The 25,665-nt window shown below is 73.2% G+C and carries 24 protein-coding genes; 13 read left to right on the top strand and 11 right to left on the bottom strand.

Translation table 11 applies throughout. The features are described 5' to 3' along the window. Positions 1-17: 17 nt before the first annotated feature. Genes ACZ45Z_RS13655 through ACZ45Z_RS13645 form a run of 3 tightly spaced genes read right to left on the bottom strand, consistent with a single transcriptional unit; the run spans position 18 to position 3,438 of the window. Entirely contained in the window at positions 18-632 is a 615-nt protein-coding gene (locus tag ACZ45Z_RS13655) for a dTDP-4-dehydrorhamnose 3,5-epimerase family protein (protein WP_468361099.1), read from the bottom strand. Between the two features lie 55 nt (positions 633-687). Then, the gene (locus ACZ45Z_RS13650) at positions 688-1,899 is read right to left on the bottom strand and encodes a methyltransferase domain-containing protein (RefSeq protein ID WP_468361096.1); all 1,212 of its coding nucleotides are present in this window, start codon (positions 1,897-1,899) and stop codon (positions 688-690) included. A gap of 36 nt (positions 1,900-1,935) precedes the next feature. Next, complete coding sequence (locus tag ACZ45Z_RS13645) at positions 1,936-3,438, bottom strand: cytochrome P450 family protein (RefSeq protein ID WP_468361093.1); 1,503 nt, start codon at positions 3,436-3,438, stop codon at positions 1,936-1,938. Between the two features lie 123 nt (positions 3,439-3,561). On the opposite strand from ACZ45Z_RS13645, the gene ACZ45Z_RS13640 reads away from it, so the two are divergent. Both ACZ45Z_RS13640 and ACZ45Z_RS13635 read left to right on the top strand, forming a co-directional pair. Continuing rightward, positions 3,562-4,305 (top strand): NAD-dependent epimerase/dehydratase family protein, encoded by a 744-nt coding sequence (locus ACZ45Z_RS13640; RefSeq protein WP_468361090.1) that lies wholly within the window; start codon positions 3,562-3,564, stop codon positions 4,303-4,305. Positions 4,306-4,424: 119 nt separating this feature from the next. Continuing rightward, positions 4,425-5,648: an acyl-CoA dehydrogenase family protein gene (locus ACZ45Z_RS13635; RefSeq protein WP_468361087.1), complete on the top strand. Its 1,224-nt coding sequence runs from the start codon at positions 4,425-4,427 to the stop codon at positions 5,646-5,648. 73 nt (positions 5,649-5,721) lie between these two features. On the opposite strand, the gene ACZ45Z_RS13630 is transcribed toward ACZ45Z_RS13635, so the two are convergent. After that, complete coding sequence (locus tag ACZ45Z_RS13630) at positions 5,722-6,672, bottom strand: aromatase/cyclase (RefSeq protein ID WP_468361084.1); 951 nt, start codon at positions 6,670-6,672, stop codon at positions 5,722-5,724. Between the two features lie 177 nt (positions 6,673-6,849). Beyond that, positions 6,850-8,448, bottom strand: coding sequence for an FAD-binding oxidoreductase (locus ACZ45Z_RS13625; RefSeq protein WP_468361081.1), 1,599 nt, complete (start codon positions 8,446-8,448; stop codon positions 6,850-6,852). 350 nt (positions 8,449-8,798) lie between these two features. Between ACZ45Z_RS13625 and ACZ45Z_RS13620 the strand changes: the two genes are divergently transcribed. From ACZ45Z_RS13620 to ACZ45Z_RS13610, 3 genes are all read left to right on the top strand, one after another. Next, positions 8,799-9,788: an ATP-binding cassette domain-containing protein gene (locus ACZ45Z_RS13620; RefSeq protein WP_468361078.1), complete on the top strand. Its 990-nt coding sequence runs from the start codon at positions 8,799-8,801 to the stop codon at positions 9,786-9,788. 2 nt (positions 9,789-9,790) lie between these two features. Then, entirely contained in the window at positions 9,791-10,564 is a 774-nt protein-coding gene (locus ACZ45Z_RS13615; RefSeq protein WP_468361075.1) for an ABC transporter permease, read from the top strand. 77 nt (positions 10,565-10,641) lie between these two features. Continuing rightward, positions 10,642-11,340: a mycothiol-dependent nitroreductase Rv2466c family protein gene (locus tag ACZ45Z_RS13610; protein WP_468361072.1), complete on the top strand. Its 699-nt coding sequence runs from the start codon at positions 10,642-10,644 to the stop codon at positions 11,338-11,340. Between the two features lie 53 nt (positions 11,341-11,393). Here the strand turns inward: ACZ45Z_RS13610 and ACZ45Z_RS13605 are convergent, their stop codons facing one another. After that, positions 11,394-12,179 (bottom strand): SDR family NAD(P)-dependent oxidoreductase, encoded by a 786-nt coding sequence (locus ACZ45Z_RS13605; protein WP_468361069.1) that lies wholly within the window; start codon positions 12,177-12,179, stop codon positions 11,394-11,396. Between the two features lie 198 nt (positions 12,180-12,377). Here ACZ45Z_RS13605 and ACZ45Z_RS13600 point away from each other — a divergent pair, with 198 nt between their 5' ends. The 7 genes from ACZ45Z_RS13600 to ACZ45Z_RS13570 all read left to right on the top strand — a co-directional run bounded on the left by ACZ45Z_RS13600 (position 12,378) and on the right by ACZ45Z_RS13570 (position 19,907). Next, positions 12,378-13,196 (top strand): NAD(P)H-binding protein, encoded by an 819-nt coding sequence (locus tag ACZ45Z_RS13600; protein WP_468361066.1) that lies wholly within the window; start codon positions 12,378-12,380, stop codon positions 13,194-13,196. 102 nt (positions 13,197-13,298) lie between these two features. Further along, positions 13,299-14,483 (top strand): class I SAM-dependent methyltransferase, encoded by a 1,185-nt coding sequence (locus ACZ45Z_RS13595; protein WP_468361063.1) that lies wholly within the window; start codon positions 13,299-13,301, stop codon positions 14,481-14,483. Between the two features lie 29 nt (positions 14,484-14,512). Beyond that, complete coding sequence (locus ACZ45Z_RS13590) at positions 14,513-15,736, top strand: nucleotide disphospho-sugar-binding domain-containing protein (protein WP_468361060.1); 1,224 nt, start codon at positions 14,513-14,515, stop codon at positions 15,734-15,736. 76 nt (positions 15,737-15,812) lie between these two features. Continuing rightward, the gene (locus ACZ45Z_RS13585; RefSeq protein ID WP_468361057.1) at positions 15,813-16,607 is read left to right on the top strand and encodes an SDR family NAD(P)-dependent oxidoreductase; all 795 of its coding nucleotides are present in this window, start codon (positions 15,813-15,815) and stop codon (positions 16,605-16,607) included. Between the two features lie 78 nt (positions 16,608-16,685). Further along, positions 16,686-17,999 (top strand): activator-dependent family glycosyltransferase, encoded by a 1,314-nt coding sequence (locus tag ACZ45Z_RS13580; RefSeq protein ID WP_468361055.1) that lies wholly within the window; start codon positions 16,686-16,688, stop codon positions 17,997-17,999. A gap of 83 nt (positions 18,000-18,082) precedes the next feature. Next, positions 18,083-18,490 carry a MarR family winged helix-turn-helix transcriptional regulator gene (locus ACZ45Z_RS13575; RefSeq protein WP_468361052.1) on the top strand — a complete coding sequence of 136 codons (408 nt, stop codon included), beginning with the start codon at positions 18,083-18,085 and terminating at the stop codon, positions 18,488-18,490. Between the two features lie 115 nt (positions 18,491-18,605). Beyond that, positions 18,606-19,907 (top strand): activator-dependent family glycosyltransferase, encoded by a 1,302-nt coding sequence (locus ACZ45Z_RS13570; RefSeq protein WP_468361049.1) that lies wholly within the window; start codon positions 18,606-18,608, stop codon positions 19,905-19,907. Between the two features lie 34 nt (positions 19,908-19,941). On the opposite strand, the gene rfbD is transcribed toward ACZ45Z_RS13570, so the two are convergent. Continuing rightward, on the bottom strand, positions 19,942-20,793 hold the full coding sequence (gene rfbD / locus ACZ45Z_RS13565) for a dTDP-4-dehydrorhamnose reductase (RefSeq protein WP_468361047.1): 852 nt from the start codon (positions 20,791-20,793) through the stop codon (positions 19,942-19,944). Continuing rightward, positions 20,790-21,785, bottom strand: coding sequence for a dTDP-glucose 4,6-dehydratase (gene rfbB, locus ACZ45Z_RS13560; protein ID WP_468361044.1), 996 nt, complete (start codon positions 21,783-21,785; stop codon positions 20,790-20,792). Before rfbB ends, rfbD begins: the two co-directional genes overlap by 4 nt. Before the next feature lie 142 nt (positions 21,786-21,927). On the opposite strand from rfbB, the gene ACZ45Z_RS13555 reads away from it, so the two are divergent. Beyond that, positions 21,928-22,254: a muconolactone Delta-isomerase family protein gene (locus ACZ45Z_RS13555; protein ID WP_468361041.1), complete on the top strand. Its 327-nt coding sequence runs from the start codon at positions 21,928-21,930 to the stop codon at positions 22,252-22,254. Here the strand turns inward: ACZ45Z_RS13555 and ACZ45Z_RS13550 are convergent. Genes ACZ45Z_RS13550 through ACZ45Z_RS13540 form a run of 3 tightly spaced genes read right to left on the bottom strand, consistent with a single transcriptional unit; the run spans position 22,244 to position 25,655 of the window. After that, positions 22,244-23,212 carry an SRPBCC family protein gene (locus ACZ45Z_RS13550; RefSeq protein WP_468361038.1) on the bottom strand — a complete coding sequence of 323 codons (969 nt, stop codon included), beginning with the start codon at positions 23,210-23,212 and terminating at the stop codon, positions 22,244-22,246. The genes ACZ45Z_RS13555 and ACZ45Z_RS13550 overlap by 11 nt on opposite strands. Further along, entirely contained in the window at positions 23,209-24,498 is a 1,290-nt protein-coding gene (locus ACZ45Z_RS13545; RefSeq protein ID WP_468361035.1) for an activator-dependent family glycosyltransferase, read from the bottom strand. The genes ACZ45Z_RS13550 and ACZ45Z_RS13545 overlap by 4 nt, the downstream gene beginning before the upstream one ends. Beyond that, positions 24,495-25,655, bottom strand: coding sequence for a cytochrome P450 family protein (locus ACZ45Z_RS13540; protein ID WP_468361032.1), 1,161 nt, complete (start codon positions 25,653-25,655; stop codon positions 24,495-24,497). Before ACZ45Z_RS13540 ends, ACZ45Z_RS13545 begins: the two co-directional genes overlap by 4 nt. Positions 25,656-25,665 lie beyond the last annotated feature (10 nt).

Below are 25,665 nucleotides of genomic sequence, written 5' to 3'. Positions count from 1 at the left end.
GGGCTCCCGGCCGGCGGTCATCGGGCCGTGCCGCCGCACAGCGCCCGTTCGATCTCCAGGCACCGGCGGTAGTCCGGGAGGGTGCCGGACTTCTCCGCCGTCTCCAGGGTGGGCGCTGCCAGGTCCCGCTCCGACATGACCGGCTCGAAGTCCGTCGGCAGGGGCAGTTCGAGGACCGGGTCGAAGATGGAGAGCGCCAGCTCGTTCTCGGGCACGTACTCCCCGGAGAGCATGTACGACATCACCGTCCGGTCCTCCAGCGCCACGAAGGCGTGGGCCACGCCGACGGGGAAGTAGACGGCTCGGAAGTCCTCCTGGTCGAGCAGGACGGTCTCCGACCGGCCGTAGGTGGGCGAGCCGACCCGGACGTCGATGACGATGTCCAGGGCCCTGCCCCGCGCGCAGTACACGTACTTGGCGATGCCCGGGGGCGTGAGGGTGTAGTGGGCACCCCGGATCGTTCCGCACCGGGAGAGACTGTGATTCGTCTGGGCCACGGGGAACAGCGGGTGCCCCAGGGCCTGTCGAGCGGGCGTATCCTGGAACGGGGAGACGAAGAGCCCCCGTTCGTCGGAGAAGATCTTCGGCCGGAACTCGAACGCGCCGTCCACGGCGAGCTGTCGCGACTGCATGACACCGTCCTCGGTTGCTTGTGGTGGTGCCGGCCTGGCCGGCGGCGTTCCGCGGTCAGAGGACGCGGACCTCGGGCACGTACACGATCCAGCGCCCCCCGGACTCCCGGAACAGCCGCTCCTTCGCCATGATTTCCTCGGCGTGGTTCCAGGCGAACAGCACCGCGTAGTCCGGGTAGGGGTGGGTCAGGGCTTCGGTAGGGCGGACCGGGATGTGCGAACCGGGCATGAGCTTCCCGTGCTTGGCCGGGGTCACGTCGCACACCCAGTCGATCGACTCGGGGCCGATGCCGCAGAAGTTGGTCACGGTGGCGCTCTTCGCCGTGGCGCCGTAACCGACGATCGCCTTGCCGTCTGCGCGCAACTCCCTCAGGAGTGAAGTCAGTTCGGTGCGGACGCGTTCGACCCCAGCGGCGAAGGTGTCGAAGACCTCGGGGGTGCCGATCCCCCTGAGGTCCTCCTCGGCGATCAACTCGGCCACGGCCGGGCTCGGCGTGCCCCGGCCCGCCCGCTTCAGGGTGTAGCGGAGCTCGCCCCCGTGCACCGGCAGCCGTTCGACGTCGACGACCTCGAAGCCGAAGCGGGCGGCGGCGGTGCTCACCGAGCGCACGGTGAAGAAGTAGAAGTGCTCGTCGTAGATCTGATCGAAGGAAGTGCGCTCCAGGATGTCGCCGAGATAGGGGTCCTCGAAGACGAAGGCGCCGTCCGGTGCGAGCAACGTGTCGAGCCCCCGGAAGACGGAGTCCAGGTAGGGGATGTGGCAGATGGTGTTCGCCGAGTAGACCAGGTCGGCCGGGCGGTCGGCGGCCACGATCCCGGCCGCCGTCGCCTCCTCGAAGAACTCGCTGAGGACCCGGACCCCCTGCTGACGGGCGAGTTCGGCGACACCGCCGCAGGGCTCGACGCCCAGGTGCCGGATGCCCTCCTTGGCCAGGGCCCGCAGCATCACCCCGTCGTTGCAGCCGATCTCCACCACGAAGGGGTCGGGGCCGCGCAGGTGTTCACGGGAGAGCCGTCCGGCGGTCTGCTCGAAATGGCGTCGCATGTGGACCGAGCCGGACGAGTGGTAGGGGTATTCCTCATGGAACATCCGGTCCCGGGCGACCTCGTCTAGGAGCTGGGTCATGCCGCAGGACTCGCATCTGCCCACGGCGAGCCGGTAGAAGTACTCGTCGTCGACGCGGTCGGGGTCCAGGAACGCGTCGGAGAGTGGCTGGCGCCCGAAGTCAAAGAACTGACGGACGGGTCCTCCACAGACACGGCACATGGGGCCTTCCTCGGGTTCATAAGGTCCGGGGCGGAACTACCGCCGGACGTTTCCTTGGCGAGCGGCGGGGAAGCGGATCATGCCGCCGGTGATCGGGGAACGGAGGCGGCGCAAGACCTCGTCGGTCCTGGTCAGGCCGGGCAGCTCCGCGGCGATGCCCCGGAGGGCGGCCTCGGCGGCCAGGCGCGCCGCCGGACCGACGAGGCCGTCGGCGTTGCCCTCCTCGGGGAGCGGGTGCCGTTCGTGGGCGGGCCGGTGGACGTCGAACCGGTCTGGGTCGCGGTGATGCCGGGGGTCGCGCCGGGCCGCCTCGGTGAGCAGGACGACCTCCTCGCCCTCCGCCACCCGGGTCCCCGCGAGTTCAAGCTCCTCGCGGGCGTACAGCCGGTGCAGGCGGACGGGGGGCGTGTGGCGCAGGGTCTCGGCGACGGCGGCCGGGGCGAGGCCGGGGTCCTCGCGCAGGGCCCGCCACTGGTCGGGATGGTCCAGGAGGAGGGCGACGGCGTTTCCGGTCAGGGTGGTGGCGACGTCGACGCCGACCAGGGCCAGCAGGGCGCACACCGTGAGGACGTCCTCGGGCGCGGGCGTGCCGTCGGGGGTGGGGGTGGCGGAGAGACGGCGGGGGAGGCCGGAGCGGGCGCGGCGGCCTGCTCCCACGTCACGGCGGGCGCCGTGGGGGCGGGACGTACGGGACGCCGTGCGGGGAGAGCCCGACGCGCCGGACGTACCCGCTGCCCCGGACGTACTCGACGTGACGGGCGTGCCCGGTGAGCCGGATGTACTCGCCGTGACGAGCGTACCCGGTGGGTTGGGCGTGCCCGGTGCGCCGTCCGCGCCCGACGCGCCGGGCGTCTCCAGCGTCTCCGCAAGGAGGGCCAGGAGTTCCGGGAGTGCGGCGCGGTACCGGCGGGCCGTGTCCAGGCGCGGGGGGCAGAGCGTGGCGTCCAGGGCGCCGGCGAGTTGTCCGCTGAGCTCCGTGAACCGGGCGGCCCGGTGGGCCGGTACGCCGAGCAGGACGCGCCCGGCGTCCACCGTGGCGGGCCGGATCAGGTCGTCCATCAGGTCGAACCGCTCCCCCACCGACGCCGCCCGGTTCCGGTAGGCCCGGACGGCCGCCGCGTGCCGGCGGCGCAGGGCCTGTTCGCCGAGCACGGGCGCGGCCCATCCGCGCAGTCGCTCGTACTCCTCCCGGTCGAGGGCGGACGGAAGCCCGGCCAGCGGCAGTGCCTCCCGCAGGGCCGGCACGTCCCACGGAGCGGGTTCCCCGTCCGGTCCCCCGAGCGGGGCGCTTGTGTCGGGGGCCCGGGGCGTGAGGCGTCGGTCGGCCAGCGCGGCGGCGACCACCGCGTGGTCGGCCGTCACCCAGGCCTCGGCGCTGCTCCAGTACAGAGGGCCCCGCTCGCGGACGCGCCGGCCCAGTTCGGCCCGGTCGTCTCCGGCCGCACGCAGCAGCAGCGCGTACGGGTCGCCCTTCGTGCCCAAAATCCACTGGACGCCGCGCAGGGTCAGCAGGACGCGTCCCAGCGCGCTGTCGGTCATGCTCGCCACCATGGGCCGGAACGCTAGGCAGGCCGCCTCGACCCCCTCTCGACTTTCCCTGTCTCCGGGCGTCGAGCCGGGCACGAGGGCAGCGTGGCACCGGCCCCCTAGGGTGACGCGGTCATGGACATCATCGGCAAGGGTTTCATCGCCCGGCATCTGCGGCCGTTGCACGAGGCGCACCCCGGGGTGACGGTGCTGGCGGCAGGCGTTCCGCGCCAGCACCTGCCGGATTCCGAGCACGAGCGGGAGGCGGCGCTCGTCCGGGAGACGATCGCGCGCTGCCGGAGCCGGGGCGAACTGCTGGTCTTCTTCTCCACGGCCAGCATGTACGGCGGTCCCGGCTGCCGTGGCCGCGAGGACGACCCGATCGTCCCGGCCACCCGCTACGGCCGCCACAAGTTCGCCCTGGAGTCCACGATCCGGGAGTCCGGCGCGGCCCATCTCGTGCTGCGCCTCGCCTACGTGCTGGGGCCGAACGGGCCCGGTTTCCGGCTGGTGCCCGCCCTGGTGTCGCAGGTGCGCGCGGGGCGGGTGCGGGTGCATCCGGGGGCCCGGCGCGATCTGCTGCACGTCGCGGACTTCGTCGGGCTCGTCGACCGCCTGCTGGCCTCCGGGGTGCGCGACGAGACGGTGAACGTGGCCTCCGGGGACTGCGTGGACGTCCTCGACGTCGTCGCCCACCTCAAGCAGCGGCTCGGTCTCGATGCCGTGGAGGAGGTGATGGGCGAGGGCGAGAGCGCCTTCTCGCACTGTCCGTCGGTGGAGAAGCTGCGGGCCCTGGTACCGGAGCCGGCCGGTTCGGTGTTCGGGCCGGGATATCACCGGTTCGCCCTGGACCGTTATCTCCGCGAGACGGACGCATGACTGGTGGTGGACCCGGGGGACAGTGGCTTTCCAACGGTCGTCGAACCACGGTCGACATCATCGGAGCCGTCCCGATCGCACCGAGCGACCGGAGTCGAGTGAAGGAAGCGGGGAACGCGATGGCGACGCACGACAGGGACCGCGCGGTCACGGCGGATCTGCGCGACCCGAGGACCGCCTCGGGCCGCGCGCTGCTCACGCTGCTGACCGAGCACCTTCCCCGGATGCGGGAGGGGGCCCGCCAGGCGGACCGGGAGGGCGCCTTCCCGGTCGAGGTGTTCGAGGGGCTCCGCGCGCGCGGGGTGTTCGGGGCCACTGTGCCGGAGGAACTCGGCGGGCTCGGTGTCTCCTCGCTGCACGACGTCTGTCTGGCCCTGACGACCGTGGCCGAGGCGGACGCCTCGACCGCGCTCGCCCTGCACATGCAGCTCAGCCGGGGTCTGACGCTCACCCACGAGTGGCGGCACGGCGACGAGCGGGCGCGGGAGCTGGCCGAGCGGCTGCTGCGGGGGATGGGCTCGGGCGAGGCGGTGGTGTGCACCACGGTGAAGGACGCGGGCGGGGGCCGGGTGGTCACCCAGCTGCGGCCGGCGCCGGACGGCGGCTGGGTGCTGTCGGGCCGCAAGACGCTGGCGAGCATGGCACCGATCGCCACGGACTTCGTGGTCTCGGCACGCGTGGAGGTGGCGGGGGTGACGCGGTCGGCGGCCGCCGTACTGCCCCGGCGGACCCCGGGTCTGACCGTCCTGGACAACTGGGACGGCCTCGGCATGCGGGCCTCCGGCAGCGTGGACATCCTCCTGGAGAACTGCCCGGTCCGTCTGGAGGACGTGTTCCTGCGCGGGCCGCTCGGGGAGCGTGATGACGCGGCCCTGGCCGGGCAGACCGTCAGTTCGATCACCATGCTGGGGATCTACGTGGGGGTGGCCCAGGCCGCGCGGGACCACGTGGTGGCCGAGCTGACCCGGCGCGGCGGCGCGCCCGCGGCGGGGGCGCGCACGCTGCTGGCGGAGATCGAGGCCCGGTTGCACGCGCTCAGGACGACGGCGGCGGGCACGCTGACGGTGGCGGACCATCTGGCGTACGAGTTCGACGGCGATCCGCTGGAGCGCGGCCGGCGCATGATGTTCGACTTCCAGCGGGCCAAGCTGACTGTCAACCGGCTGGCGCCGGAGATCGTGGCGGACTGCGTGACGGTGATCGGCGGCGCCTCCTACTCGGGGTCGCATCCGCTGTCGCGTCTCTACCGGGACGTCAGGGCGGGCGCGTTCATGCACCCCTTCACCTATCCCGACGCGGTGGACTGGCTCTCGGAGGCGGCTCTGGGCGGCCCCAAGGACTGAGCCGGACCGGAACCGACGGAAGGGGAGGGCCGGGATCTCCGGCCCTCCCCTTCCTGTGTGCCCCGCGGGCGACCTAGGAGCGGTCCCCCCAGGCGTGGGCGGCCGCGTGCTCCATGGTGGTGGTGCTGTTGCGGCTGAGGGCGTTCCGTACGAAGGCGCGGGCGTCGGCGACGGTGGCGTCGGGGCCAAGGACCGCTGGGACGGCCTCCTCGTTGAGGACCACGGTGTGGACAGAGGTGATCCGCGCCCCGTCCGCGTCCTCCTCGAAGAGCCACCGCCCGATGTGCGCCGTCATCAGCGCGGGGGTGCGCAGCTGCTTGTAGACGATCCGCTCGTCCGGGAAGCAGACCCGCACGGAGCGGGTGGTGTGCGTGGATCCGTCCGGCGCCCGGGTCTCCATCTCCAGCGTCTGGACGCCGGGGACGTCCTCCTCCAAGACGGTGGCGGCGACGTGGGGCAGCCGCTCGGGCCAGAGGCGCGCCTCGTTGACGAAGGCATAGGCGTCCTTGAGGCCGCCGGGGATCTCGACCGTGTCCTCGAAGGTGAAGGTGAGGCCGTCGGCGTCCCCGGCCCGTTCGGACGCCGTGCGCAAGGCGTCAAGTTCGGCTCCGCTGTTGCGGTCGATCGCCCGCTCGAGCCATTCCACGTGCTCGGGGTCGTCGCCGACGGCCCGGAAGTCGTGGAGGAGGCGCACCCGGGTGCGGGTGTCGTCGATCGCCTCGACGATCCACTCCCCGCCCATGGCGGCCACCGGGGGCTGGGAGACCTCCTGCCGGAAGGAGACGCGGAGGCGGTCGTGGTCCAGTTCGCGGCGCGAGGTCCAGGTCTTGACCTCGCCGTTGGCGGTGGCCCAGATCCGGATGCGCTCCTCCGTGCCACTCCGTTCGACGTGTTCGACGTGCACGGTGGGCGGGAAGGTCTCCGGCCAACGGCCGACGTCGACGATCAGGTCGAAGACGCGGCGCGCCGGGGCGGCCACCGTGATCGTGTGCTCGGTGTGGTGGGTGGTTCGGGGGTGTGACATGGTCCTCCGTCCAGCTCGGCTCTGGGTCAGCTCTCATGGGTCCGCTCAGCTTCCGCGCCCGCTCTGGTCAGGGACTCGACGGCTGCTCGGCACCGGACGGCCGGCGGCGTGCCGGAGGTCCGCGAGCCTCTCGACGGCCGCGGGCCGCTCGGCAGCGTCGGGCCGCGCCGGCGGCCGTCAGCCGGGCGGGCGGACGGACAGGGCGTGGCGGAACAGGTCCAGGGGGTCCCATCGTTCCTTGACCCGGCGCAGCCGCTCGTCCTGGCCGCGGTGGTAGAGGGTCCTCCAGGGCACGCCCGAGGTGTTCAGCCGGGGGTCGGCGAGGTCGGTGTCCGGATAGTTGACGTACGCGCCGCTGTTGGCCTCGTTCGGCACCGGGACGCCGCCGGTGTCGACGTGGAGTTCCCGGTAGAGGCCGCGGACCCAGGCGAGTTGGCGCTCCGTCTGCTCCTCCTCGCCCCAGAGGGCCTCGTGCACGGCGCTGAAGAGGCAGTCACGGTGGGGCATGGCGGTGGCCTCGGCGGGGACATCGTTGACCCGTCCGCCGAGGAAGGTGAGGTAGACGGCGGCGGTGGCGAACTCCGGTCCGCCACGGTTCAGATGGTCGTGGAGGACGCCGATCTGCCGGTCGTCCCAGGGCTTGCGCAGCAGTGTGGACTTGGACTTGAACCGGGCTCCGCCGGGCCACTGCACGCCTCCGAGGACCGACTTCAGCCAGGGCGTGGTGGCCGTGGACGAGGTGGGCGGGGCCCCGGCCGCCCCGGTCAGTTCGGCGGCGAGGACGTCCAGGAGTTCGGCGGCGCGGGGGCGGGAGGCGTCGAGCGCGGCGTCCACCGTGATCTGCCCGTTCGCCCGGTGGCCGAGGGTGAGTCCGCTCGACAGCTCCCCGTAGGACGAGTCGGAGCCGACGTGCCGGTGGTGCCAGTCGCCGTGGGCGCGCAGGAGGCGGGTGAAGGCCGCGCGGTCCAGATCCTGCCACTGCCAGCCGAGGGAGAGCGAGCGCACGGCGCCGGGCGGCCGGGGCAAAAGGTCGCCCGGGCCTCCGGTCGCGCCGGGCGTCCGGAACAGGTAGCGGGTGACGACGCCGAAGTTGCCTCCTCCGCCGCCGGTGTGGGCCCACCACAGCTCGCGCTCGGCCCCGGTGGAGTCTCGAGTGGCCGTCACGAGGCGGGCCCGGCCGGACCGGTCGGTGACCACCACCTCGACCCCGTGGAGGTGGTCGACCACCAGACCGTACCGGCGCGAGAGCGCGCCGTAGCCGCCGCCGGCCACATGGCCGCCCACGCCGACCGTCGGGCAGCCGCCGCCGGGCAAGGTGACGCCCCATCCGAGGTAGAGCGTGCGGTAGACGCGTCCGAGTGTGGCGCCCGCCTCGACGGCGAAGACCCGTCGGTCCCGGTCGTACGTGACGGCCGTCATCTCGGAGACGTCGATCAGGACCCGGACGGCGGGGTCGTCGACGAAGTTCTCGAAGCAGTGCCCGCCGCTGCGGACCGCGACGCGCTTGCGGGCTCGGGCCGCTTCCTCCACCGCCCGGACCGCCTGCCCGGCCGAGCCGACCAGGTGCACCACGTCCGGGGAGCCGGTGAAGCGACCGTTGTACCCGCGCGTGGTGAGTTCGACGTACCGGGGGTCGTCCGGCTCAAGCACCACCGGTCCCAGGGCCTGAGGGCCTGTCACCCCGGGGGTGGAGGCGGCGGCGGAGCCGCCGAGGAGTGCGGTGCCCCCGGAGAGCGCCGAGAGCTCCAGCAACCGCCTGCGTGTGAGTCGCGCCAATGGGGACACCGACCTTCCCGTCCGGCCCGTGGCCGATTGCCTTGTCGGCGGCCAGCCTGGGCGCCCTCGCTGGCAGGACGGTGGAGTCGCGCTGGTACGGGCGGCGACGGCCGGGCCGGAACGGGCGGTTTCGCAAGGCGGCTCGACGAACCGGTCGAAGGCGGTGCGAAGGACCGTTCGAGACCGTCAGGGAAACTGACAAAGACGTCATTTACGCTTCTAAGCTCGAAGAAGTCAAGAGCCCAGAACATCTGGCTTTCCCTCACCCTGCCCCGGAACCGAGCCGGCCGGTCCGGGCGCGGGCCGTGAATCCCCTGACTCGTCCCCATGAACCCCGTATGGGAGGACCCATGATCCACACCCGCGGGCTCACCCGCAGCTTCCGGGCCAAAGGAGAGACCGTCGAGGCCGTGCGCGGCCTGGACCTCGACATCGAAGCCGGCTCCGTGGTCGCCTTCCTCGGCCCGAACGGCGCTGGGAAGACCACCAGCCTGCGGATGCTGACCACCCTGCTCCCGCCGACCTCGGGCACCGCCGTCGTCGCCGGGCACGACGTGCTGACCGACGCCTCCGGCGTCCGCCACCGCATCGGCTACCTCGGCCAGGGCAACAGCGCCGGCAGCAACTTCCGGGTCAGCGACGAGCTGATCACCCAGGGACGCGCGTACGGCCTGAGCCGCGCGGAGTCCCGCGCCCGGGCGGAGCGCCTGCTGACCGCGCTCGAACTGGAGGGACTCACCAAGCGGACGGTGGGCACCCTCTCGGGCGGCCAGCGCCGCCGCCTGGACATCGCCATGGCCCTGGTCCACGAGCCGGAACTCCTATTCCTGGACGAGCCCACCACCGGACTCGATCCACACAGCCGGGCCAACATCTGGGAGCACGTGCTGCGGCTGCACAAGGAGTTGGGCACCACGATCGTCTTCACCACCCACTACCTGGAGGAGGCCGACCTCTGGGCCCGCCGGGTGATGGTGGTCGACCACGGCCGGGTGATCGCCGACGACTCCCCCGAGAAGCTCAAGGCCGACCTGGCGGGCGACCGCATCACGCTGGGGAGCGCCGACCGCGCCGACGCCGAGCGGGCCGTCGAGCTCGCCCGCGCCCTGCCCACCGTCCACGAGGTCACCGCCGACGGCACCAAGGTGCGGGTGCGCACCCCGCACGGCGACACCCAACTCCCGGTCCTGCTGCGGAACCTGGAGGCGGTCGGGGTGCGGGCGCTCACCGCCCGGCTCACCCGCCCCACCCTCGACGACGTCTTCCTCAGCCTGACCGGCCGCACCCTGCGGGAGAGCGCCGACGCCACCGCCCCGACCACCACGCACGACGGAGCCTGAACATGAAGGTGCTCAACGACACCCGCACCGCGTTCGCCCGCGAGCTGGGGCCCGAGCTGCGCCAGCCGGCCGGCCTGCTCTTCACCATGCTGCAGCCCTTCCTCTTCCTCGCCCTCTTCGCTCCCCTGCTCTCGGGCATGAGCCCCGCGGACGGGGACACGGGCACGGGCTCCCCCTGGCAGTGGTTCGTGCCGGGCATGCTCGTCCTGCTGGCGCTCTCCGCCACCGCCGGGGCCGGGGCCTCCCTACTCAACGAGATGTCCTCAGGGGCCTTCGAGCGCATGCTCGTGACCCCGCTCAACCGGGCCGCGATGCTCGTCGGGCGGGCGCTCAAGGAGGTCGTGATCCTGCTGGCACAGGCCCTGTTGATCCTCGCCCTGCTGCTGCCGACCGACTTCCGGCTCCGGCCGCTCGGCGCCCTGGCGGGCCTGGCGCTGCTGACCGTCTTCGGGATCGGGATCGGCGCGCTCTCCTTCACCCTGGCGCTCCACTCCCGCAAGCAGCAGACCCTGTTCTACGGGGTGCAGCAGATGATCTTCTTCCCCCTGCTGCTGCTCTCCGGCGTCCTGCTGCCCATCACCCAGTCCTCGGCCCCCACCTGGCTGTACCTCCTGAGCCGGATCAACCCCGCGACCTATGTGGTCGAGGCCGAACGGGCCCTGTTCGACGGCCGGTTCGCCGAGATGAGCGTGCTGTACGGGGTCCTCGCGGCGACGGCCATCGCGGTACTGGGGGTCTTCGCAGGCATCCGGGGCATGCGCAACGCCTCCGCGTGACGCGCCGGCCGCCGCACCCGCCCGCCGCCACCGCCACCGGCCGACGTCCGACTCCATACGCGAAGGAGCACCGCACCATGACCGCCGAAGCTCTCCGGGCCGCCCCGCGTCCCGAACCCCGCACCGTGGACGTCTGGTTCGACCCCGCCTGCCCCTACACGTGGCTGACCGCCCGCTGGCTGCGGGAGGCCGCCACAGTCCGTCCGCTGGAGCCGCGCTGGCACCTGATGAGCCTGACCCTCCTCAACGAGGACCGGGACGACGATCCCGAGGACGACCCCGAGGGGTACCTGATGGTGCCCGTGCGGATCGGCACCGCCGTCCGGCACCACCACGGGCAGGAGGCCTTGGGCCGCTTCCACGCCTCGCTGTGGGCCGATCTCGACTCCCCCGGCGGGGGCGGCGGGAACGCCAGGAAGTGGATCAACGATCCGGCCCTGGCGCTGACCCACGCGGGCCTGCCGACGGAGCTGGCGGCGGCCGGCACGTCCACCGCCTACGACGAGGAGCTGCGGGCCTCGCACGTGGAGGCCGTACGGCTCCTGGGCCCGCGGCCCGGGACGCCGGTGGTGGCGGTCGGGGATCCGGCGGAGCCGCACCGTCCCCCGCTGGCCTTCTTCGGGCCGGTCGTCTCCCGCATACCGAAGGGGGAGGAGGCGGGGCGGCTGTGGGACGGGACGCTGCTGGTGGCCGGGACCCCCGGGTTCCACGAACTCAAGGGAAGGCCCGCCGACCCGGACCCGGACGTGACCGGATCGGACGTCGATCCGGCGTGACCGGGCCCGCGTCGGCGGGCGTTCGGACGGGACGCGCGGGAGCCCTCCCGGGGTCAGTAGTTGCCGAGGCCGCCGCAGACGTTGAGGGCTTGGGCGGTGATGGGCGCGGCCGTGTCGGTGATCAGGTAGCCGACCAGGCCCGCCACCTCCTCGGGGGTGGTGTAGCGGCCGAGCGGGATCTTCGCCTGGAACCGTTCGAGGACCGCGTCGGTCGTGGTGTCCCACGCCGCCGCGTACCCCGCGCGGACCCGCTCCGCCATGGGCGTCTCGACGTACCCGGGGCAGACGGCGTTGACCGTGATGCCGGTCTTGGCCAGTTCCAGGCCCAGGGCCTTGGTGAAGCCGACGACGCCGTGCTTGGAGGCCGAGTAGGGGGCGCCGAGCACGACGCCCTGCTTCCCGCCCGTGGAGGCGATGTTGACGATCCGTCCCCGGCCGTTCTCCAGCATGCCGCCGGTGGTCAGCGCGGCCCGGGCCACCCGGAACACGCTGTGGAGGTTGGTGTCGACGACGTCGAGCCAGAGCTCGTCCGTCAGCACGGCGGTGGTACCGCCCCCGTTGCGTCCCGCGTTGTTGACGAGGACGTCGACCGGGCCGTACCGGTCGACGGCGGCGCGCACGAAGGCGTCCACCTGCTCGGTGGAGCGGACGTCGCAGGTCTGCCCGTCGGCGTCCACGCCCTCCTCGCGCAGGAGTTTAACGGTCGCGGCAACGGCGTCGGGGTCCCGCGCGCAGAGGAAGATCCGCAGGCCGTCCCTGCCCAGCGAGCGGGCCACGGCGAGGCCGATCCCGCTGGTCGCCCCGGTTATGACGGCGACCTGTCCTTCGGTTCCGGTCATGGTCCCTCCCGGATCGTGACATCGGATGTGCGTACGCGGCCCGAGGGTGGCAACGGGCGCTCGACGGGCGGTGGACCGGCGGCGTTCACCACGCTTCGAACCGTTCGAGAGAACGGCCCGGAAATGTCGGCGGGTCCGGGACCGGGCCTGCCGGACACGAGAACCAAACACGAGACGACTGACGAAGGAGAAGAGACCATGACCGTTTTGGTGACGGGTGCCACGGGGAACGTGGGCCGGCACGTGGTGGCGGGACTGCTGGAGGCGGGCTTGCGGGTCCGCGCGATGACCCGCTCGCCCGAGCGGGCCTCGCTGCCGGAAGAGGTGGAGACGGTTCGCGGCGACCTCGGCGATCCGGCGAGCCTCGACGCGGCCCTCGCGGGCGTCGACCGGGCGTACCTCTTCCCGCTGCCCGGGACCGCGGAGGAGTTCACCGCGCGGGCGGCGAAGGCGGGGGCGCGGCGGATCGTCGTGCTCTCGTCGGTGGCGGCCGAGTACGCCGACGGGGACTACAGCGGCGACCACCACACGGCGGTGGAGCGGGCGGTGGAGGCCTCCGGCCTGGAGTGGACCCATCTGAGGCCCGGTGAGTTCATGTCCAACCTCCTCGCCTGGTGGGCCCCCTCGATCAGGGCCGAGGACGTGGTCCGCGCCCCCTTCGGCGCGACCCGCAGCACCCCCGTGCACGAGGCCGACGTCGCCGACGTGGCGGTGACGGCCCTCCTGGAGGACGGACACGCGGGGAAGGCGTACTCGTTCGCCGGTCCGGAGTCCCTGGCCAAGGCCGAGCAGGTACGCGTCCTGAGCGAGGTCCTCGGCCGCGAGATTCGCTTCGAGGAGCTGACCGTGGACGCCGCCCGCACCCTGTGGCTGGGGCAGGGCATGCCCGCCGAGGCGGTCGACTGGCTGCTCCAGGACCCGGTGGACGTGCCGGTGGGCCCGACCGCCGAACGGGTCACCGGGCGGCCCGCCCGCACCTTCGCGCAGTGGGTGGCCGACCACCGGGCGGACTTCTGACGGGCCGCGCCGCAGCGGTGTTCAGCGGCGGTTGAGCGGGTTTCCAGGCGGTCCGCCGACGGTGGTCGGGACCCTCTTCGCGGACCGATGGGAAACGCCCTCATGGTGGATGTCGCACAGAACGCCCTGATCCGACGACTGGTGCGGGCCGGAGCAGGCTCCGACGACGAGATCGACGCCGTGCTGAAGGACGCCGGTCTGACCGACGTGGCACGCGTCCTCGTCGAGGAGGTGCTGTTCCGCTGCCCGGAGCCGGTCAACACCGCGCGCGTCGACGTGGCCCTGGACGTCACCCACGGCGGGGAGCGGCACGCCGTCGTCCTGCGCATGGTGCGCGACGAACCGATCCGCGTGGTCGGGGACGACTCCGCGCGGGTGCGCTCCCGGGTGACCTTCACGGCGCCGGGGCTCGTCCGCCGGCTCTTCGGGCCGGCGGACTCCCCGCGGACCGGGGACTTCCACAACTCCTTCGTGCCGACGCCCGAGGACCCGGAGCGGGTGCGGGAGCTGCTGAGGGAGATGAACACGGTGCTGCGCGCGGCGGCCCAGGCCACCGCCACCCTGATGGCCGGCTGCACGGGCCGCTGCCCCGACCTGGGCGAACTCTCGATCCGGTACGGCTCTGACAAGTGGGCCAGTTTCCACTGGTACACGGCCCACTACGAGCGCCACTTCGCCCCGTACCGGGACCGGTCGGTACGGGTCCTGGAGATCGGCATCGGTGGGTTCGACGATGACCTCGGTGGCGGCTCGCTGAAGATGTGGAAGCGCTTTTTCCCCCGGGGCACCGTCCTCGGCCTGGACATCTACGACAAGACGGCGCTGACCGAGCCCCGGCTCACGGCGCTGGTCGGCGACCAGAACGATCCCGAGTACCTGACCGAACTGGCCAGGGAACACGGCCCGTTCGACATCGTCATCGACGACGGCAGCCATGTGAACGAGCACGTGCGCACCTCGTTCCGCGCCCTCTTCCCGTACGTGCGTCCCGGCGGTCTCTATGTGATCGAGGACCTCCAGACCGCCTACTTCACCGACTTCGGCGGCAGTACGGGCGGGGTCGCGGGTCCTGACACCTCGCTCGGGCTCGTCAAAACGCTGATTGACGACCTGCACCACCGGGAGCACCGCGAGCCCGCCGTCACCCGTCCCACCCCGACGCAGAGCACCGTCACGGCGGTGCACGCTTACCACAACATCGTCTTCGTGGAGAAGGGGACGAACGGGGAGGACACGTTGCCCTCGTGGATGGACGCGGACGTGTGGACCGCCCTCGGCGCCAAGTGAACCGCCGGGGAGAACGAAGGGGATCGAGCATGCGCGTTCTGTTCACCGTGTCGACGTGGCCCACCCAGTACGCGGCGATGGTGCCGCTGGGATGGGCGCTCCAAGCGGCCGGTCACGAGGTCCGGGTGCTGTGCGCCCCCTCGCAGGCCGCTGCGGTGGGCCGGGCCGGTCTGGTGCCCGTACCGGTCCTCGGGGGGATGGAGGAGGTCCTCCGGCTGCGGCTGCAGTACCACGCGGAAGCGGTGGACGGGGTCTGGCCGTACCCGTGGCTCCCTCCGCACCCGCTGACGGGCGAACGGCTCGACCGGCTCGACGCGTTCGACACCGGGCACTTCGAGCGGGAGGTCGCGCCGGAGCTGGACGCGTCGGCGGCCCGGAGCTTCGACGCGGCCGTGTCGTACGCCAGGGAGTGGTGGCCGGAGCTGGTCCTGCACGACCCGGGAAGCCTGGAAGGACTGCTGGCGGCCAAGGTCCTGGACGCTCCGTCGGCGCTCTGTCTCTGGGGTCCTGCGAGCCCGCACGACCCCGAGCACATGCGGATCGTCCCCACCGATCACAGCGGATCGTTCGCCCGGTACGGCCTGGGGATGTTCAACCTGGCCATGATCGAGCGGGTCGTGGACCCCAACCCGCCGTCCCTGAAAGTGCCGGTCGGGGCCGAGCGGCTGCCGGTCCGCTACGTCCCGTACAACGGGGCCGGGCCCGCCCCGGCGTGGACCGCGCGACCGCCGGAGGGCCCCAGGGTGTGCGTCACCTGGTCCACCGCCCTGTCCACCGTCTCCGGGCCCGACTCCTATCTGCTCCCCCGGATCGTCGCGGCCCTCGACGGACTGGACTGCGAGGTCGTGCTCACCGCGACCGCCCGGGACGTGGCCGCGCTCGGCCCAGTGCCGTCCTCCGTCCGTGTCGTGGAGAACCTGCCACTGGCCGCCCTGCTGCCGGGCTCCGCCGCCGTCGTCCACCACGGGGGCAGCGGCAGCACCCTGACGTCCCTGTGGGCAGGGGTGCCGCAGTTCATCGCGACGTTCGCGTCGGAGCAGCAGGTGACCGGGGAGCGGGTGGCCGCCACCGGGGCCGCGCTCCACGTCCCCGGGCACCTCGCGGACGAGGCGGCGATCCGGGCCGGTGTGGAGCGGCTGGTCGAGGACGACGCCCATCGGGCTGCGGCCGGGCGTCTCCGCGAGGAGGTCGCGGAGACGCCGACGCCGGCAGCGCTCGCCGCCACGCTGGAGGCCCTGGCGACCGGCGCCTAAGGGGCGAACCCCAGCAGCGGATCCCGGTGCGCGAAGGTCGAGGCGCATACGAGGTCCGCTGCCGATCCTGCGGGGCATGACCACGCGAACCGAAGGAACCGACAGTGAGGTCCGGCCCGGGGCCGGAGCCGCACGCGGGATCGTCATCACCGGCGGCGGCACCGGCATCGGCCGGGCCACGGCCCGCGCGTTCGCCGCGCGCGGGGACCGGGTGCTCGTCGTCGGACGCACCGGAGCCACGCTCGACGCGACCGCCGAGGGACACCCCGACATCCAGGGCCTCGTCGCCGACGTCACCGAGCCGGACGCCCCCAACCGGATCGTCGAGACGGCCCTGAGCGTCCTCGGCCGGGTCGACGTCCTGGTGAACAACGCGGCCGCGATGGGATACCGCCCGCTGGCCGCGCTGGACCGGGACGAGGCCGAACGGCAGCTCCACACCAACCTTCTGGCCCCGGTCCTGCTCACCCGGGCCGCACTGGAACCCCTGGCGGAACGGTCCGGCACGGTGGTGAACATCGGCTCGTCCGGCGCCCTGGGCCTGCGCTCCTGGCCCGACAACGGCCTGTACGGGGCCGCCAAGGCCGGGCTCGACTTCCTCACCCGCACCTGGGCCGTCGAGCTGGCCCCGCGCGGCGTCCGGGTGGTCGGAGTCGCCCCCGGGGTGACCGACATCAGCGCCGGTCCGGGGCCGGACGGTGGCGACCCCGCGTACACGGACTTCCTGAAGGGGATCGCCGCCCGGACGCCGAGCGGCCGGGTCGGCCACCCCGAGGAGATGGCCTGGTGGATCGTGCAGCTCACCCTGCCGGAGGCCGCCTACGCCAACGGGGCGGTGGTACCGGTGGACGGCGGACTCTCCCTGACGTGACCCCGACCGCTCCACCGTCCCGCCCGGCGACCCCGCCCCCGCGTCGACAGAGTCCGTACGTCCGAGAGAGGAGCGCCGATGCGCGTCCTGTTCCAGCCGTTCGCCGCAGCCACCCACGTGGCCGCTCAGGTCCCGCTCGCCTGGGCGCTGCGCGCGGCCGGTCACGAGGTGCGGGTCGCGACCCAGCCGGACGTCGTCGAGGACGTCACCCGGGCCGGCCTGACGGCGGTGCCGGTCGGCGAGCCCTTGCACATCGCGGCCAAGATGAACCCCGACGACGCGGACGTGGTGGCGGAGTTGCGCGACGACGCCTGGCTGCGGGTCCTCGATCCGGGTGAGATCCGCCCCGAGCGGCTGACGCCCGAGCACCTGCACGGGGTCTTCGCCGCCTGGACGCCGCTGGTCCACCGCAACACGGTGCCGGACCGGATGATCGACGACCTGGTCGCCTTCGCCCGGGACTGGCGGCCGGACCTGGTGGTCTGGGACACCATGACCTACGCGGGCCCGGTCGCCGCCCGCGCCAGCGGCGCCGCGCACGCCCGGCTGATGTTCGGGCTCGATCTGATCGGTCTGCTGCGCGAGCGGTACCGGGCCGCCCTCGACCGGCTGCCGCCGGAGCTGCGGGACGACCCGTTGGAGGAGTGGCTGGGGCACGTCCTGGAGCGCCACGGTCTGGAGGGTCCCGGCCGCGGCTTCGACGAGGAGCTGGTGGTCGGCCAGTGGACCCTCGACCCGGTGCCCACCTCCCTCGCCCTGCCGGTCTCGCTCCCCCGGGTTCCGGTGAGCTACGTGCCGTACAACGGCCCGGCGAGCGTGCCCGGCTGGCTGGACGAGACCGCCGGGCGGCGCCGGATCTGCCTCACCCTCGGCGTCTCCTTCCGGGAGGTGGTCGGCGAGGACCAGGTGTCGGTCGGCGAGCTGCTGGAGGCCGTGGCCGATCTGGACGTGGAGGTGGTGGCCACGCTCAACGCCGAGCAGCTCGACGCCCTCGGCCCGCTGCCGCCGAACGTCCGGGCGGTCGACTTCATCCCGCTGAACGAGCTGCTGCCGAGCTGCGCGGCGATCATCCATCACGGCGGAGCGGGCACCTTCCTGACCGCCCTGGCCCACGGGGTGCCGCAGGTTGTCGTCCCGGCCCGGATGTGGTGCAACACCCCGCGCGCGGAGCAGGCCCGGGCGGCCGGAGTGGCCCTGACGTGTCCGCCCGAGCGGCTCACGGCCGGCCGGTTGCGCGCGATGGTGACGCGGGTGCTTGAGAACCCGTCGTTCGCGCGCGCGGCGGCTCGGGTGCGCACCGAGATGCTCGGGACGCCGACGCCCGCCGGGATCGTCCCAGTCCTCGAACGACTGGTGACCGCCCACCGATCCCCGCACCCAACCGGCGCATGACATACGGTCGGAGCGAGAAGATTGCGGCCTTTGACGGTTGAGGTGACATCGCCTTGAGGACACACATCCCTTATCTCTTAGCCGTGGCGAGCAACGTCGCTACGCGCCGGGTGGACGAGCGGCTGGCAGCGTACGACCTGACGGTACGTCAGTACGGTTTGCTCATCCAGCTCTCGCTCGAACCCGAGCTGACCATGGCGGAGCTGGCCCGCCAGCTGGGCATCGCCCGGCAGTCGGTGCACCAGCTGGTCAACGAACTCGTCGAGGCCGGTCATGTACGCCGACGCCCGGGCGCCGACGACCGCTCGCGCCGGCTGGAGATCACCGACACCGCGCACTATCTGCTGCCCCGGATCGACGGGCCGCTGGAGCAGGTGGAGGCAGAGCTGCTCGGCGATCTCGCCCCGGGCGAGGCCGAGACCCTACGCGGCCTCCTGCAGCGCGTCCTGGCACACGCCACCGATGATGAGGCCTGGCTGCCCACCCGCTGACGACGACCCGACGCGTGACGACGCCCGGCGCGCACCGATGCCCGCACATGCCGGACCCTGCGCGTGCCAACGGGAGTCGAGGCCGTGTCGAGGTACGGTCCCTAGCCTCGCCGCCATGCGTGTGCTGTTCGTAACCCTGGCCGCCTCACCCCACTTCTTCGTCCAGGTGCCGCTGGCCTGGGCCCTGCGCACCGCCGGACACGAGGTGCGCGTCGCCAGTCAGCCCGACCTCATGGACACCATCACCGCCGCCGGGCTGCCCGCGACCCCGGTGGGTCCCCGGCTCGCCCAGGACGAGTCCGTCGAGGAGCTGCGGCGGCGGCAGGAGAAAGCCGCCGAGCGCCTGACGGAGCCGCCGGACGCCCAGGAACTGATGCGGATGGCGGAGGACCGGCCCGAGCGGCTGACCCCCGACTTCCTGGACGGGCTGTTCACGGTGATGACCTCGGCCATCTTCCAGAACTTCTCGGCCGAGGAGACCGTGGACGACCTGGTGGCGCTGACCCGGCGGTGGCGCCCCGACCTGGTGGTCTGGGACACCCTGATGATGGGCGGGGCGGTCGCCGCCCGCGCCTCCGGGGCGGCCCACGCACGCCTCCTCTACGGACTCGACCTGGTGGGCACGATGCGGGAGCGGCACCTGGCCTCACTCGCCGCACGGCCCCCGGAGCTGCGGGAGGACCCGCTCGCCGAGTGGCTCGGCTGGACGGCGGCCCGGTACGGCGGCGGGTTCACGGAGGATCTGGTGACCGGCCAGTGGACCGTCGACCCCACCCCCGCCTCGCTGCGCCCGCCCACCGGCCTGCCGTGGGTGCCCGTCCGTCACGTCCCCTACAACGGGCGGTCCGTGGTGCCGGAGTGGCTGCGCGAGCCGCTGGCCGGGCGCCGGGTCTGTCTCACCCTCGGGCTGTCCTTCCGCGAGGTGATGGGCGGCGACCAGGCCTCCGTGCCGGCCCTCCTGGAGGCGCTCGGCGAGCTGGACGCCGAGGTGGTGGCGACCCTCGACGCCGGGCAGCTGGCCGCGGTCGGGCGAGTTCCCGAGAACGTGCGGGTGGTGGACTTCGTGCCGCTGGACGCGCTGCTCCCGTTCTGTTCCGCGATCGTGCACCAGGGCGGCTTCGGCACCGCGCAGAACGCGCTGGCGCACGGCGTCCCCTCTGTCGTCGTCCCGAACGACCTGTGGGACATCCAACCCCGGGCGGAGCTGATCGAGCGGGCGGGCGCCGGACTGCGCCCGCCCGGGGCCGGTCCGCTGCGCCCGGCGGAGCTGCGCGAGCTGGTGACACGGGTGCTCGACGAGCCCTCGTACGCGAAGAACGCGGCCCGGCTGCGGGACGAGATCCGGGCCGCGCCCTCGCCCTCCGAACTGGTCCCGGTCCTGGAGGAACTGACCAAACGTCACCGATCGCGCGGCTGAGCCGGATCAAGCGCGCCGGATCAGCCGCGCGGGATCAGCCGATCCGGCCCATGGCTTCGGCCAGGGCCTCGCGCCAGTGCCGGGGCGCCGGGATGCCCGCCTCCTGCCACCGGTCGTGGCCGAGCACCGTGCACCGGGGCCGGGGCGCGCGGCCACCGAAGGCCGCGGCGGGCACCGGCCGTACCCGGTCGGGATCGGCGCCCACCAGATGGAAGACCTCGCGGGCCAGCTCGTACCAGCTGGCCCGGCCCGCGTTAGTGGCGTGGAAGACGCCACTGGCTTCCGGGGCGTGCCCGAGGGCGAGGAGGGAGCGCGCCACGTCGGCCGCCCAGGTCGGCTGCCCCACCAGATCGGCCACCACGTCCACCGGTCCGTGGCCCCGCGCCCGCTCGGTCATGGTGCGGACGAAGCTGCGTCCGTGCTCCCCGTGGAGCCAGGCGGTGCGGACCACGGCGCCCCGGTCCGGCAGGAGGCCGAGGACGGCCCGTTCGCCCGCCCGTTTGCTCCGTCCGTAGACGTTGCGGGGGGCGGTGGGATGGTTCTCGGGGTACGGGGAGTCGGCGTCGCCGGGGAAGACGTAGTCGGTGGAGAGGTGCAGCAGCCGGGCGCCGTGGCGGGCGCAGAGGGCCGCGAGGTGGCGGGGGCCGTCGCCGTTGACGCGGAAGGCCCGGTCTGCGTCGGTCTCGGCGACCTCCACGGCCGTGTAGGCGGCGCAGTTGACCACGAGGCCGGGGCGGTGCCGCGCGAAGGCGGCGGCGAGCGCGTCAGGGTCGATGACATCCAGGGCCCGCCGGTCCAGGCCGACCGCGTCCGTACCCTCGGCCGCCAGCGCCGCCGTCACCTCGTGGCCGAGGAGCCCTCCGGCGCCGGTGACCAGCCATCTCATCGCGCGGTCCGGCCCGCCGCGTCCAGCGGTTCGCGCAGGCGACGCTTGAGCGGTTCCCACCAGTCGCGGTTCCGCCGGTACCAGGCGACGGTGGCCGCGAGGCCGTCGGCGAAGACGTGCTGGGGCCGGTAGCCGAGCTCGGCGCGGGCCTTGCCGTCGTCGAGGGCGTAGCGCAGGTCGTGGCCCTTGCGGTCGGGCACCCGCAGGACGCGGTCCCGTCCGGCCTCGCAGGCGCCGAGGAGCAGCCCGGTCAGTTCGCGGTTGGTGAGTTCGGTGCCGCCGCCGAGGTGGTAGACCTCCCCGGCCCGGCCCCGGGTGCGGACCAGGTCGACGCCGGCGCAGTGGTCCTCGACGTGCACCCACTCGCGTACGTGGGTGCCCTCGCCGTAGAGCGGTACGTGCTCGCCGTCCAGCAGGTTCGTGACGAAGAGCGGGATCAGCTTCTCGGGGAACTGGCGCGGCCCGTAATTGTTGGAGCAGCGGGTGATCCGTACATCGAGCCCGTGCGTACGGTGTTGGGCCAGGGCGAGTAGGTCGGAGGCGGCCTTGGATGCCGCGTAGGGGGAGTTGGGGCTCAGCGGGCACTCCTCGGTCCAGGCCCCTTCGGGGATGGAGCCGTAGACCTCGTCGGTCGAGACGTGGACGAAGGGGCCGACGCCGTGGCGCACGGCCGCGTCGAGCAGCGTCTGGGTGCCCAGCACATTGGTGCGGACGAAGGGGTCCGCGCCGGAGATGGAGCGGTCCACGTGCGATTCGGCGGCGAAGTGAACCACCTGGTCGGCCGCGGCCATCAGGCGGTCGACCAGGACGGGGTCGCAGATGTCCCCGTGCACGAAGCGCAGTCGGGGGTGGGAGGTGTCGAGGTTGTCGATGGTGCTCGCGTAGGTCAGGCGGTCCAGCACGGTGACGTGGACGGCCGGATCCTCGGACAGCAGGGTGCGGACGTAGGCCGAGCCGATGAAGCCGGCCGCTCCGGTGACCAGGAGATTCACGGGACCGAGCCTGTCCGGCGCGGGTCGAACATCCGACGACGGTCCCTGGTCGCGGCCCGCGACCGGCTCCATCGGTCGTCGACCGGTCGGTGACCGGGGCGGCCGAGACTCGGGCCTCGAGATCCCGAACGCTGGAGGAACCATGGCGCTGTTCGCTGTCCTCGCCACCCAGTCCCCCACCGGAATCCCCGCCGACGAGTTCCGGCGGCGGCTGCCGGAGGGGTTCGCGTACGTCAAGGAACTGGTCGACAAGGGAGTCGTCCTGCACAACTGGATCCGCGTCGGCGCCTCGGGCGGCCTGCTGATCTACGAGGTGGACTCGCACGAGGAGCTGAACTCCTTGCTGTACGGGAACCCTCTGAGCCCGCACCTCCGCTTCGAGATCATCCCGCTGGCGGGGGTCGGCGGCTTCGACCCGGTGGCCTTCGACAACCAGGGCCGCGAAGCGGCGGGAGGCGTCAGCCGGTGACGAGCGCGCGGGCGAGACTCCGGTAGAAGGCGGTGACCCCCGGCTCCTTCGGGGAGAGGTGACCGCGCTCCGCGAAGCGGGAGCTCACCACCCGCTGCACGGCCTCCATGCCGAGCCGGTCCTCCCGGTTGACCACCGCGGCGCTCTCCTCGTTCTGCTCGCGGAGCGCGCCGCGGTCCTGGCCGTCGAGGGCGGAGGGGTGCATGACCACCCCGCCGCGGACCTCGATGCGGTCGATGGCCAGCGGGATCATGCTGATCCAGACGACGGAGTCGCCGAAGGCCGCCAGGCTGCTGCACGGGAAGACGGCGCAGTTGTACATGGTGGCCCGCTGTTCGGCGGAGAGCGGCAGCTCGGTGGCCGCTAGGGGTTCGCGGAACGGGCTGAGGAGCCGGGTCACCCAGGGCGACTCGGTGCGCACCTCCATGGCACCGCCCGGCGGGGTGATGAGCGCCACGGTGGTGGGGTGGAGTCCCATGGCGTGGTAGTTCTCGTGGGCGTTCTGGACCGCGATCTTCCAGTTGCACTGCCACTCCTCGGTCCAGCCGGCGATCCGCGTCATCTCCGGCAGCCGGTAGGCGTCGAGTTCCTCGCCGGTCCGCCGCAGGTGGGGCGCCAGCGGCTCGGCGTCCGAGTCGGGATTGACGAAGACGAACCCCCGCCACTCCTCCACGGCGGGCGCCGGGTGGTGCAGGCCCAGGGCCGACCGCGCGCGCAGCGCCCCGTCCTCGCCTCGAGACACGGTGACGGGCCGGCCGCCCGGCGCGACCGTCAAGGACGCCCCGGGCAGGGCCAGTTCGTCGGTGTGGGCCACCAGCAGCCAGGTCCGTCCGAAGACCCGCTCCCGCTCCGCCTCCCACAACTCGGGAGAGGTGAAGGCCGCCGGGGACAGGCTCACCTCGGGGGCGTCCGCTTCCAGGTACTCCGCCAGCTCCGCCACGAGATCCGTGAGCGTCATGCTCCTCGCCGTTCCTTTCCGTGCCGGGCCGTGAACCGTTCGATCTCGGCGACGGCCTCGTTGGGTGTCGGCATCTCCTCGATCTCCTGCCGCAGGCGTCGCGCGTGCGCCGCGAACGACGGCTCCGCTAGGACGCGCGCGACCTTCTCGCGGAAGCGGTCGGCGGTGAACTCGCGCAGCGGGAGGGACAGGAGGTTGCCCTGCTTCTCGTAGTCGACGCCCATGGACTCGGTGACCCACTCCCAGCCGGTGAGCAGGACCTGGGGGACGCCGTGGAACTCGGCGGTGGCCTTGGTCTGGTACCCGCCGTGGTGCACCACGGCCGCGCACGTCGGCAGCAGGTCGTGCATGGGTACGTGGTCCACCACCCGCACGGTGTCCGGGAGCGGCGGCAGATGGGCGCGCTGCCGCGCCGAGAGCGCGGCGACGACCTCCACGTCGAGCTCGCCGAGCGCGCCCAGCATGCCGATGAGGACCGTGTCGAGGTCCCAGAGCCCGTACCCGCTGTCGATGCTCACCCCCAGGGTCAGGCAGACCCGGGGCCGCAGAGGCGACTCGCGGAGCCAACGGGGCACGACCGCACGGCCGTTGTACGGGATGTAGCGGGCCGGGACGGTCGGGATGCCCAGGTCCTCGCGGAGGCTCGCCGGCCGGGTGTCGACGGTCCACTGGCCGGTGAGCAGGGACTCGTCGAACCGGGCCCCGGCGCCGAGGCGTTCGAGGGTCCAGTCCAGCCACTCCGCCGTGGGGTCCTCGCGGTGCTCGGGCTCCTGCTCGGCGGCGAGCCGCAGGAAGGTGCGCCGGGTGCCCAGTTGCATGGCCAGCTCGGGCCCGGAGACCAGACGGGCGTGGGCCGCGCCCACGGCGAGGGCGGCGACCGGGCCCGCCAGGCAGAGCGTCTCCCAGATGACGAGGTCGGGCCGCCAGTGCCGGGCGAGGGCGACCAGCTCGTCGATCATCGTGTCCGAGTTCAGGCGGGAGTTGAGGGCGGGGACGATGACGCTCTCGTAGCCGAGCTGCTCCTCCCAGGTCTCCTCGCGGTCCGGCTCCCGGTCCTGGTCGGCGGTGCCGAAGTGGGCGATGGCGTCCTGGTGGAACGCACCCAGCGACTCGTACCACGGAGGGCTCTCGATCGGGACGGCGGTGATCCCGGACCGGGTGACGGTCTCCACCACACCGGGGACGCAGGCGGCGCGCACCTCGTGGCCGGCGGTGCGCAGCGCCCACGCCAGCGGGGCTAGCAGCTGGAAGTGGCTGCCCTCCAGCGAGGTGAACAGAACCTTCATCGCGCTCCTCCTGTTCCCGCCTCGAGGGCGGCCGCCGCCAGGGACGCGGTCGCCCTCGGGGGAGCCGTCGAGGTGGTCGTCGTGGCCGCCCTGCGGTCAGCCGTCGTCGGGGTGGTCGTCTCGGCGGCTCCGCGGCCGGCGGTCGCAGTGGCCGCCGTTGTCAGGGCCGTCGGGGCGGTCGTGGCCCTGACCAGGGCACGGGCCGGGCCCCTGGTCAGCGGGGCTCTGGCGCGGCGCACCACGGGCGCGACGGGGCGCAGTCGGGCGTACCGGTCCGCGAGCGCGGCGAGGACGGCCTCGGCGAGGGCGTGGTGGAACGGGGCGGGCACGCGGTGGGCGGGAGCCGTCACCGCTCCCGGACCGCCGTCGGGCAGGATCGCGAGCCGCTCGCCCGCGGCGATCCGTGCGCCCGCCACCTCCAAGTCGGTATGGGCCACCAGGGGCACGACCCACCCGGGCGGCTCGTCGCTCAGGGCGGCCACGGCCGTCCGCCCGGCCTCGCGGGCCGAGAGCGGGAACCGCGCCCGCAGCGCGGTCCGGACGACGAGGTCGGCGCCGGTACGGGCGGCGACGACGACCGTCGCCGGGCCCGGCGCGTCGGGGGGAGCACCGTCGAGGAGGGACCGCAGCTCGTCGAGGCCCGTCCGCAGCCGCCGGGTGGTGGCGAGCCGCTGCGGGCAGACCACCGCGTCCTGGGCGGCGGCGCAGGCCACGAGGGCCTCGGCGAACCGGTCGCGGTCCGTCTCCGGGATCGCGCACACCTCGGCGAGGGCGCCCGCCGCGAGCGGCTCGGCCACGTCGGTGACCAGGTCGAACTCGGGCCCCGCCGCGTCGAGCAGCCGCGCGCAGAGGGAGCCGAGACCGTCCGGCACCCGCACGTCCGTCACGGCGGCCTCCCCCGGAAGGGCGGGCACGTGCCCGATGCCCGGGTGGGCGAGCAGCGCGGCCGCCGTGGCCAGGTCGGCGGTGACCCAGGATCCGGGCCCGGAGCGCCACAGCGGCCCGGCGGCCCGGACCCGCTCGCGCAGGGGCCCCGGGTCCTCGTCGATGTCGCAGAGCAGCGCGGCGAACGGGTCGCCCTTGAGCCGGTGCAGCCACAGCGTCCCGTGCTCGCGCTGCAACCGCTCCCCCAGCCGCGCCAGTTCCCCCGGCTCCATGGGCTCCACG

The sequence above is a fragment of the Streptomyces sp. NPDC031210 genome, assembly GCF_055570395.1.
The sequence above is the reverse complement of the archived record's forward strand: the minus strand, read 5'-3'. Positions and strand labels throughout refer to the sequence as shown.

Excerpts from the sequence above, each read along its gene's own strand:
- ACZ45Z_RS13545 (WP_468361035.1), bottom strand. The coding sequence starts at position 24,498 with ATGAAGGTTCTGTTCACCTCGCTGGAGGGCAGCCACTTCCAGCTGCTA.
- ACZ45Z_RS13555 (WP_468361041.1), top strand. The coding sequence starts at position 21,928 with ATGGCGCTGTTCGCTGTCCTCGCCACCCAGTCCCCCACCGGAATCCCC.
- ACZ45Z_RS13580 (WP_468361055.1), top strand. The coding sequence starts at position 16,686 with ATGCGCGTCCTGTTCCAGCCGTTCGCCGCAGCCACCCACGTGGCCGCT.
- ACZ45Z_RS13610 (WP_468361072.1), top strand. The coding sequence starts at position 10,642 with ATGACCGCCGAAGCTCTCCGGGCCGCCCCGCGTCCCGAACCCCGCACC.
- ACZ45Z_RS13640 (WP_468361090.1), top strand. The coding sequence starts at position 3,562 with ATGGACATCATCGGCAAGGGTTTCATCGCCCGGCATCTGCGGCCGTTG.
- ACZ45Z_RS13600 (WP_468361066.1), top strand. The coding sequence starts at position 12,378 with ATGACCGTTTTGGTGACGGGTGCCACGGGGAACGTGGGCCGGCACGTG.
- ACZ45Z_RS13540 (WP_468361032.1), bottom strand. The coding sequence starts at position 25,655 with ATGGAGCCGGGGGAACTGGCGCGGCTGGGGGAGCGGTTGCAGCGCGAG.
- ACZ45Z_RS13655 (WP_468361099.1), bottom strand. The coding sequence starts at position 632 with ATGCAGTCGCGACAGCTCGCCGTGGACGGCGCGTTCGAGTTCCGGCCG.
- ACZ45Z_RS13570 (WP_468361049.1), top strand. The coding sequence starts at position 18,606 with ATGCGTGTGCTGTTCGTAACCCTGGCCGCCTCACCCCACTTCTTCGTC.
- ACZ45Z_RS13550 (WP_468361038.1), bottom strand. The coding sequence starts at position 23,212 with ATGACGCTCACGGATCTCGTGGCGGAGCTGGCGGAGTACCTGGAAGCG.
- ACZ45Z_RS13595 (WP_468361063.1), top strand. The coding sequence starts at position 13,299 with ATGGTGGATGTCGCACAGAACGCCCTGATCCGACGACTGGTGCGGGCC.
- ACZ45Z_RS13590 (WP_468361060.1), top strand. The coding sequence starts at position 14,513 with ATGCGCGTTCTGTTCACCGTGTCGACGTGGCCCACCCAGTACGCGGCG.
- ACZ45Z_RS13615 (WP_468361075.1), top strand. The coding sequence starts at position 9,791 with ATGAAGGTGCTCAACGACACCCGCACCGCGTTCGCCCGCGAGCTGGGG.
- ACZ45Z_RS13630 (WP_468361084.1), bottom strand. The coding sequence starts at position 6,672 with ATGTCACACCCCCGAACCACCCACCACACCGAGCACACGATCACGGTG.
- ACZ45Z_RS13585 (WP_468361057.1), top strand. The coding sequence starts at position 15,813 with ATGACCACGCGAACCGAAGGAACCGACAGTGAGGTCCGGCCCGGGGCC.
- ACZ45Z_RS13645 (WP_468361093.1), bottom strand. The coding sequence starts at position 3,438 with ATGACCGACAGCGCGCTGGGACGCGTCCTGCTGACCCTGCGCGGCGTC.
- ACZ45Z_RS13620 (WP_468361078.1), top strand. The coding sequence starts at position 8,799 with ATGATCCACACCCGCGGGCTCACCCGCAGCTTCCGGGCCAAAGGAGAG.
- ACZ45Z_RS13635 (WP_468361087.1), top strand. The coding sequence starts at position 4,425 with ATGGCGACGCACGACAGGGACCGCGCGGTCACGGCGGATCTGCGCGAC.
- rfbD (WP_468361047.1), bottom strand. The coding sequence starts at position 20,793 with ATGAGATGGCTGGTCACCGGCGCCGGAGGGCTCCTCGGCCACGAGGTG.
- ACZ45Z_RS13650 (WP_468361096.1), bottom strand. The coding sequence starts at position 1,899 with ATGTGCCGTGTCTGTGGAGGACCCGTCCGTCAGTTCTTTGACTTCGGG.
- ACZ45Z_RS13605 (WP_468361069.1), bottom strand. The coding sequence starts at position 12,179 with ATGACCGGAACCGAAGGACAGGTCGCCGTCATAACCGGGGCGACCAGC.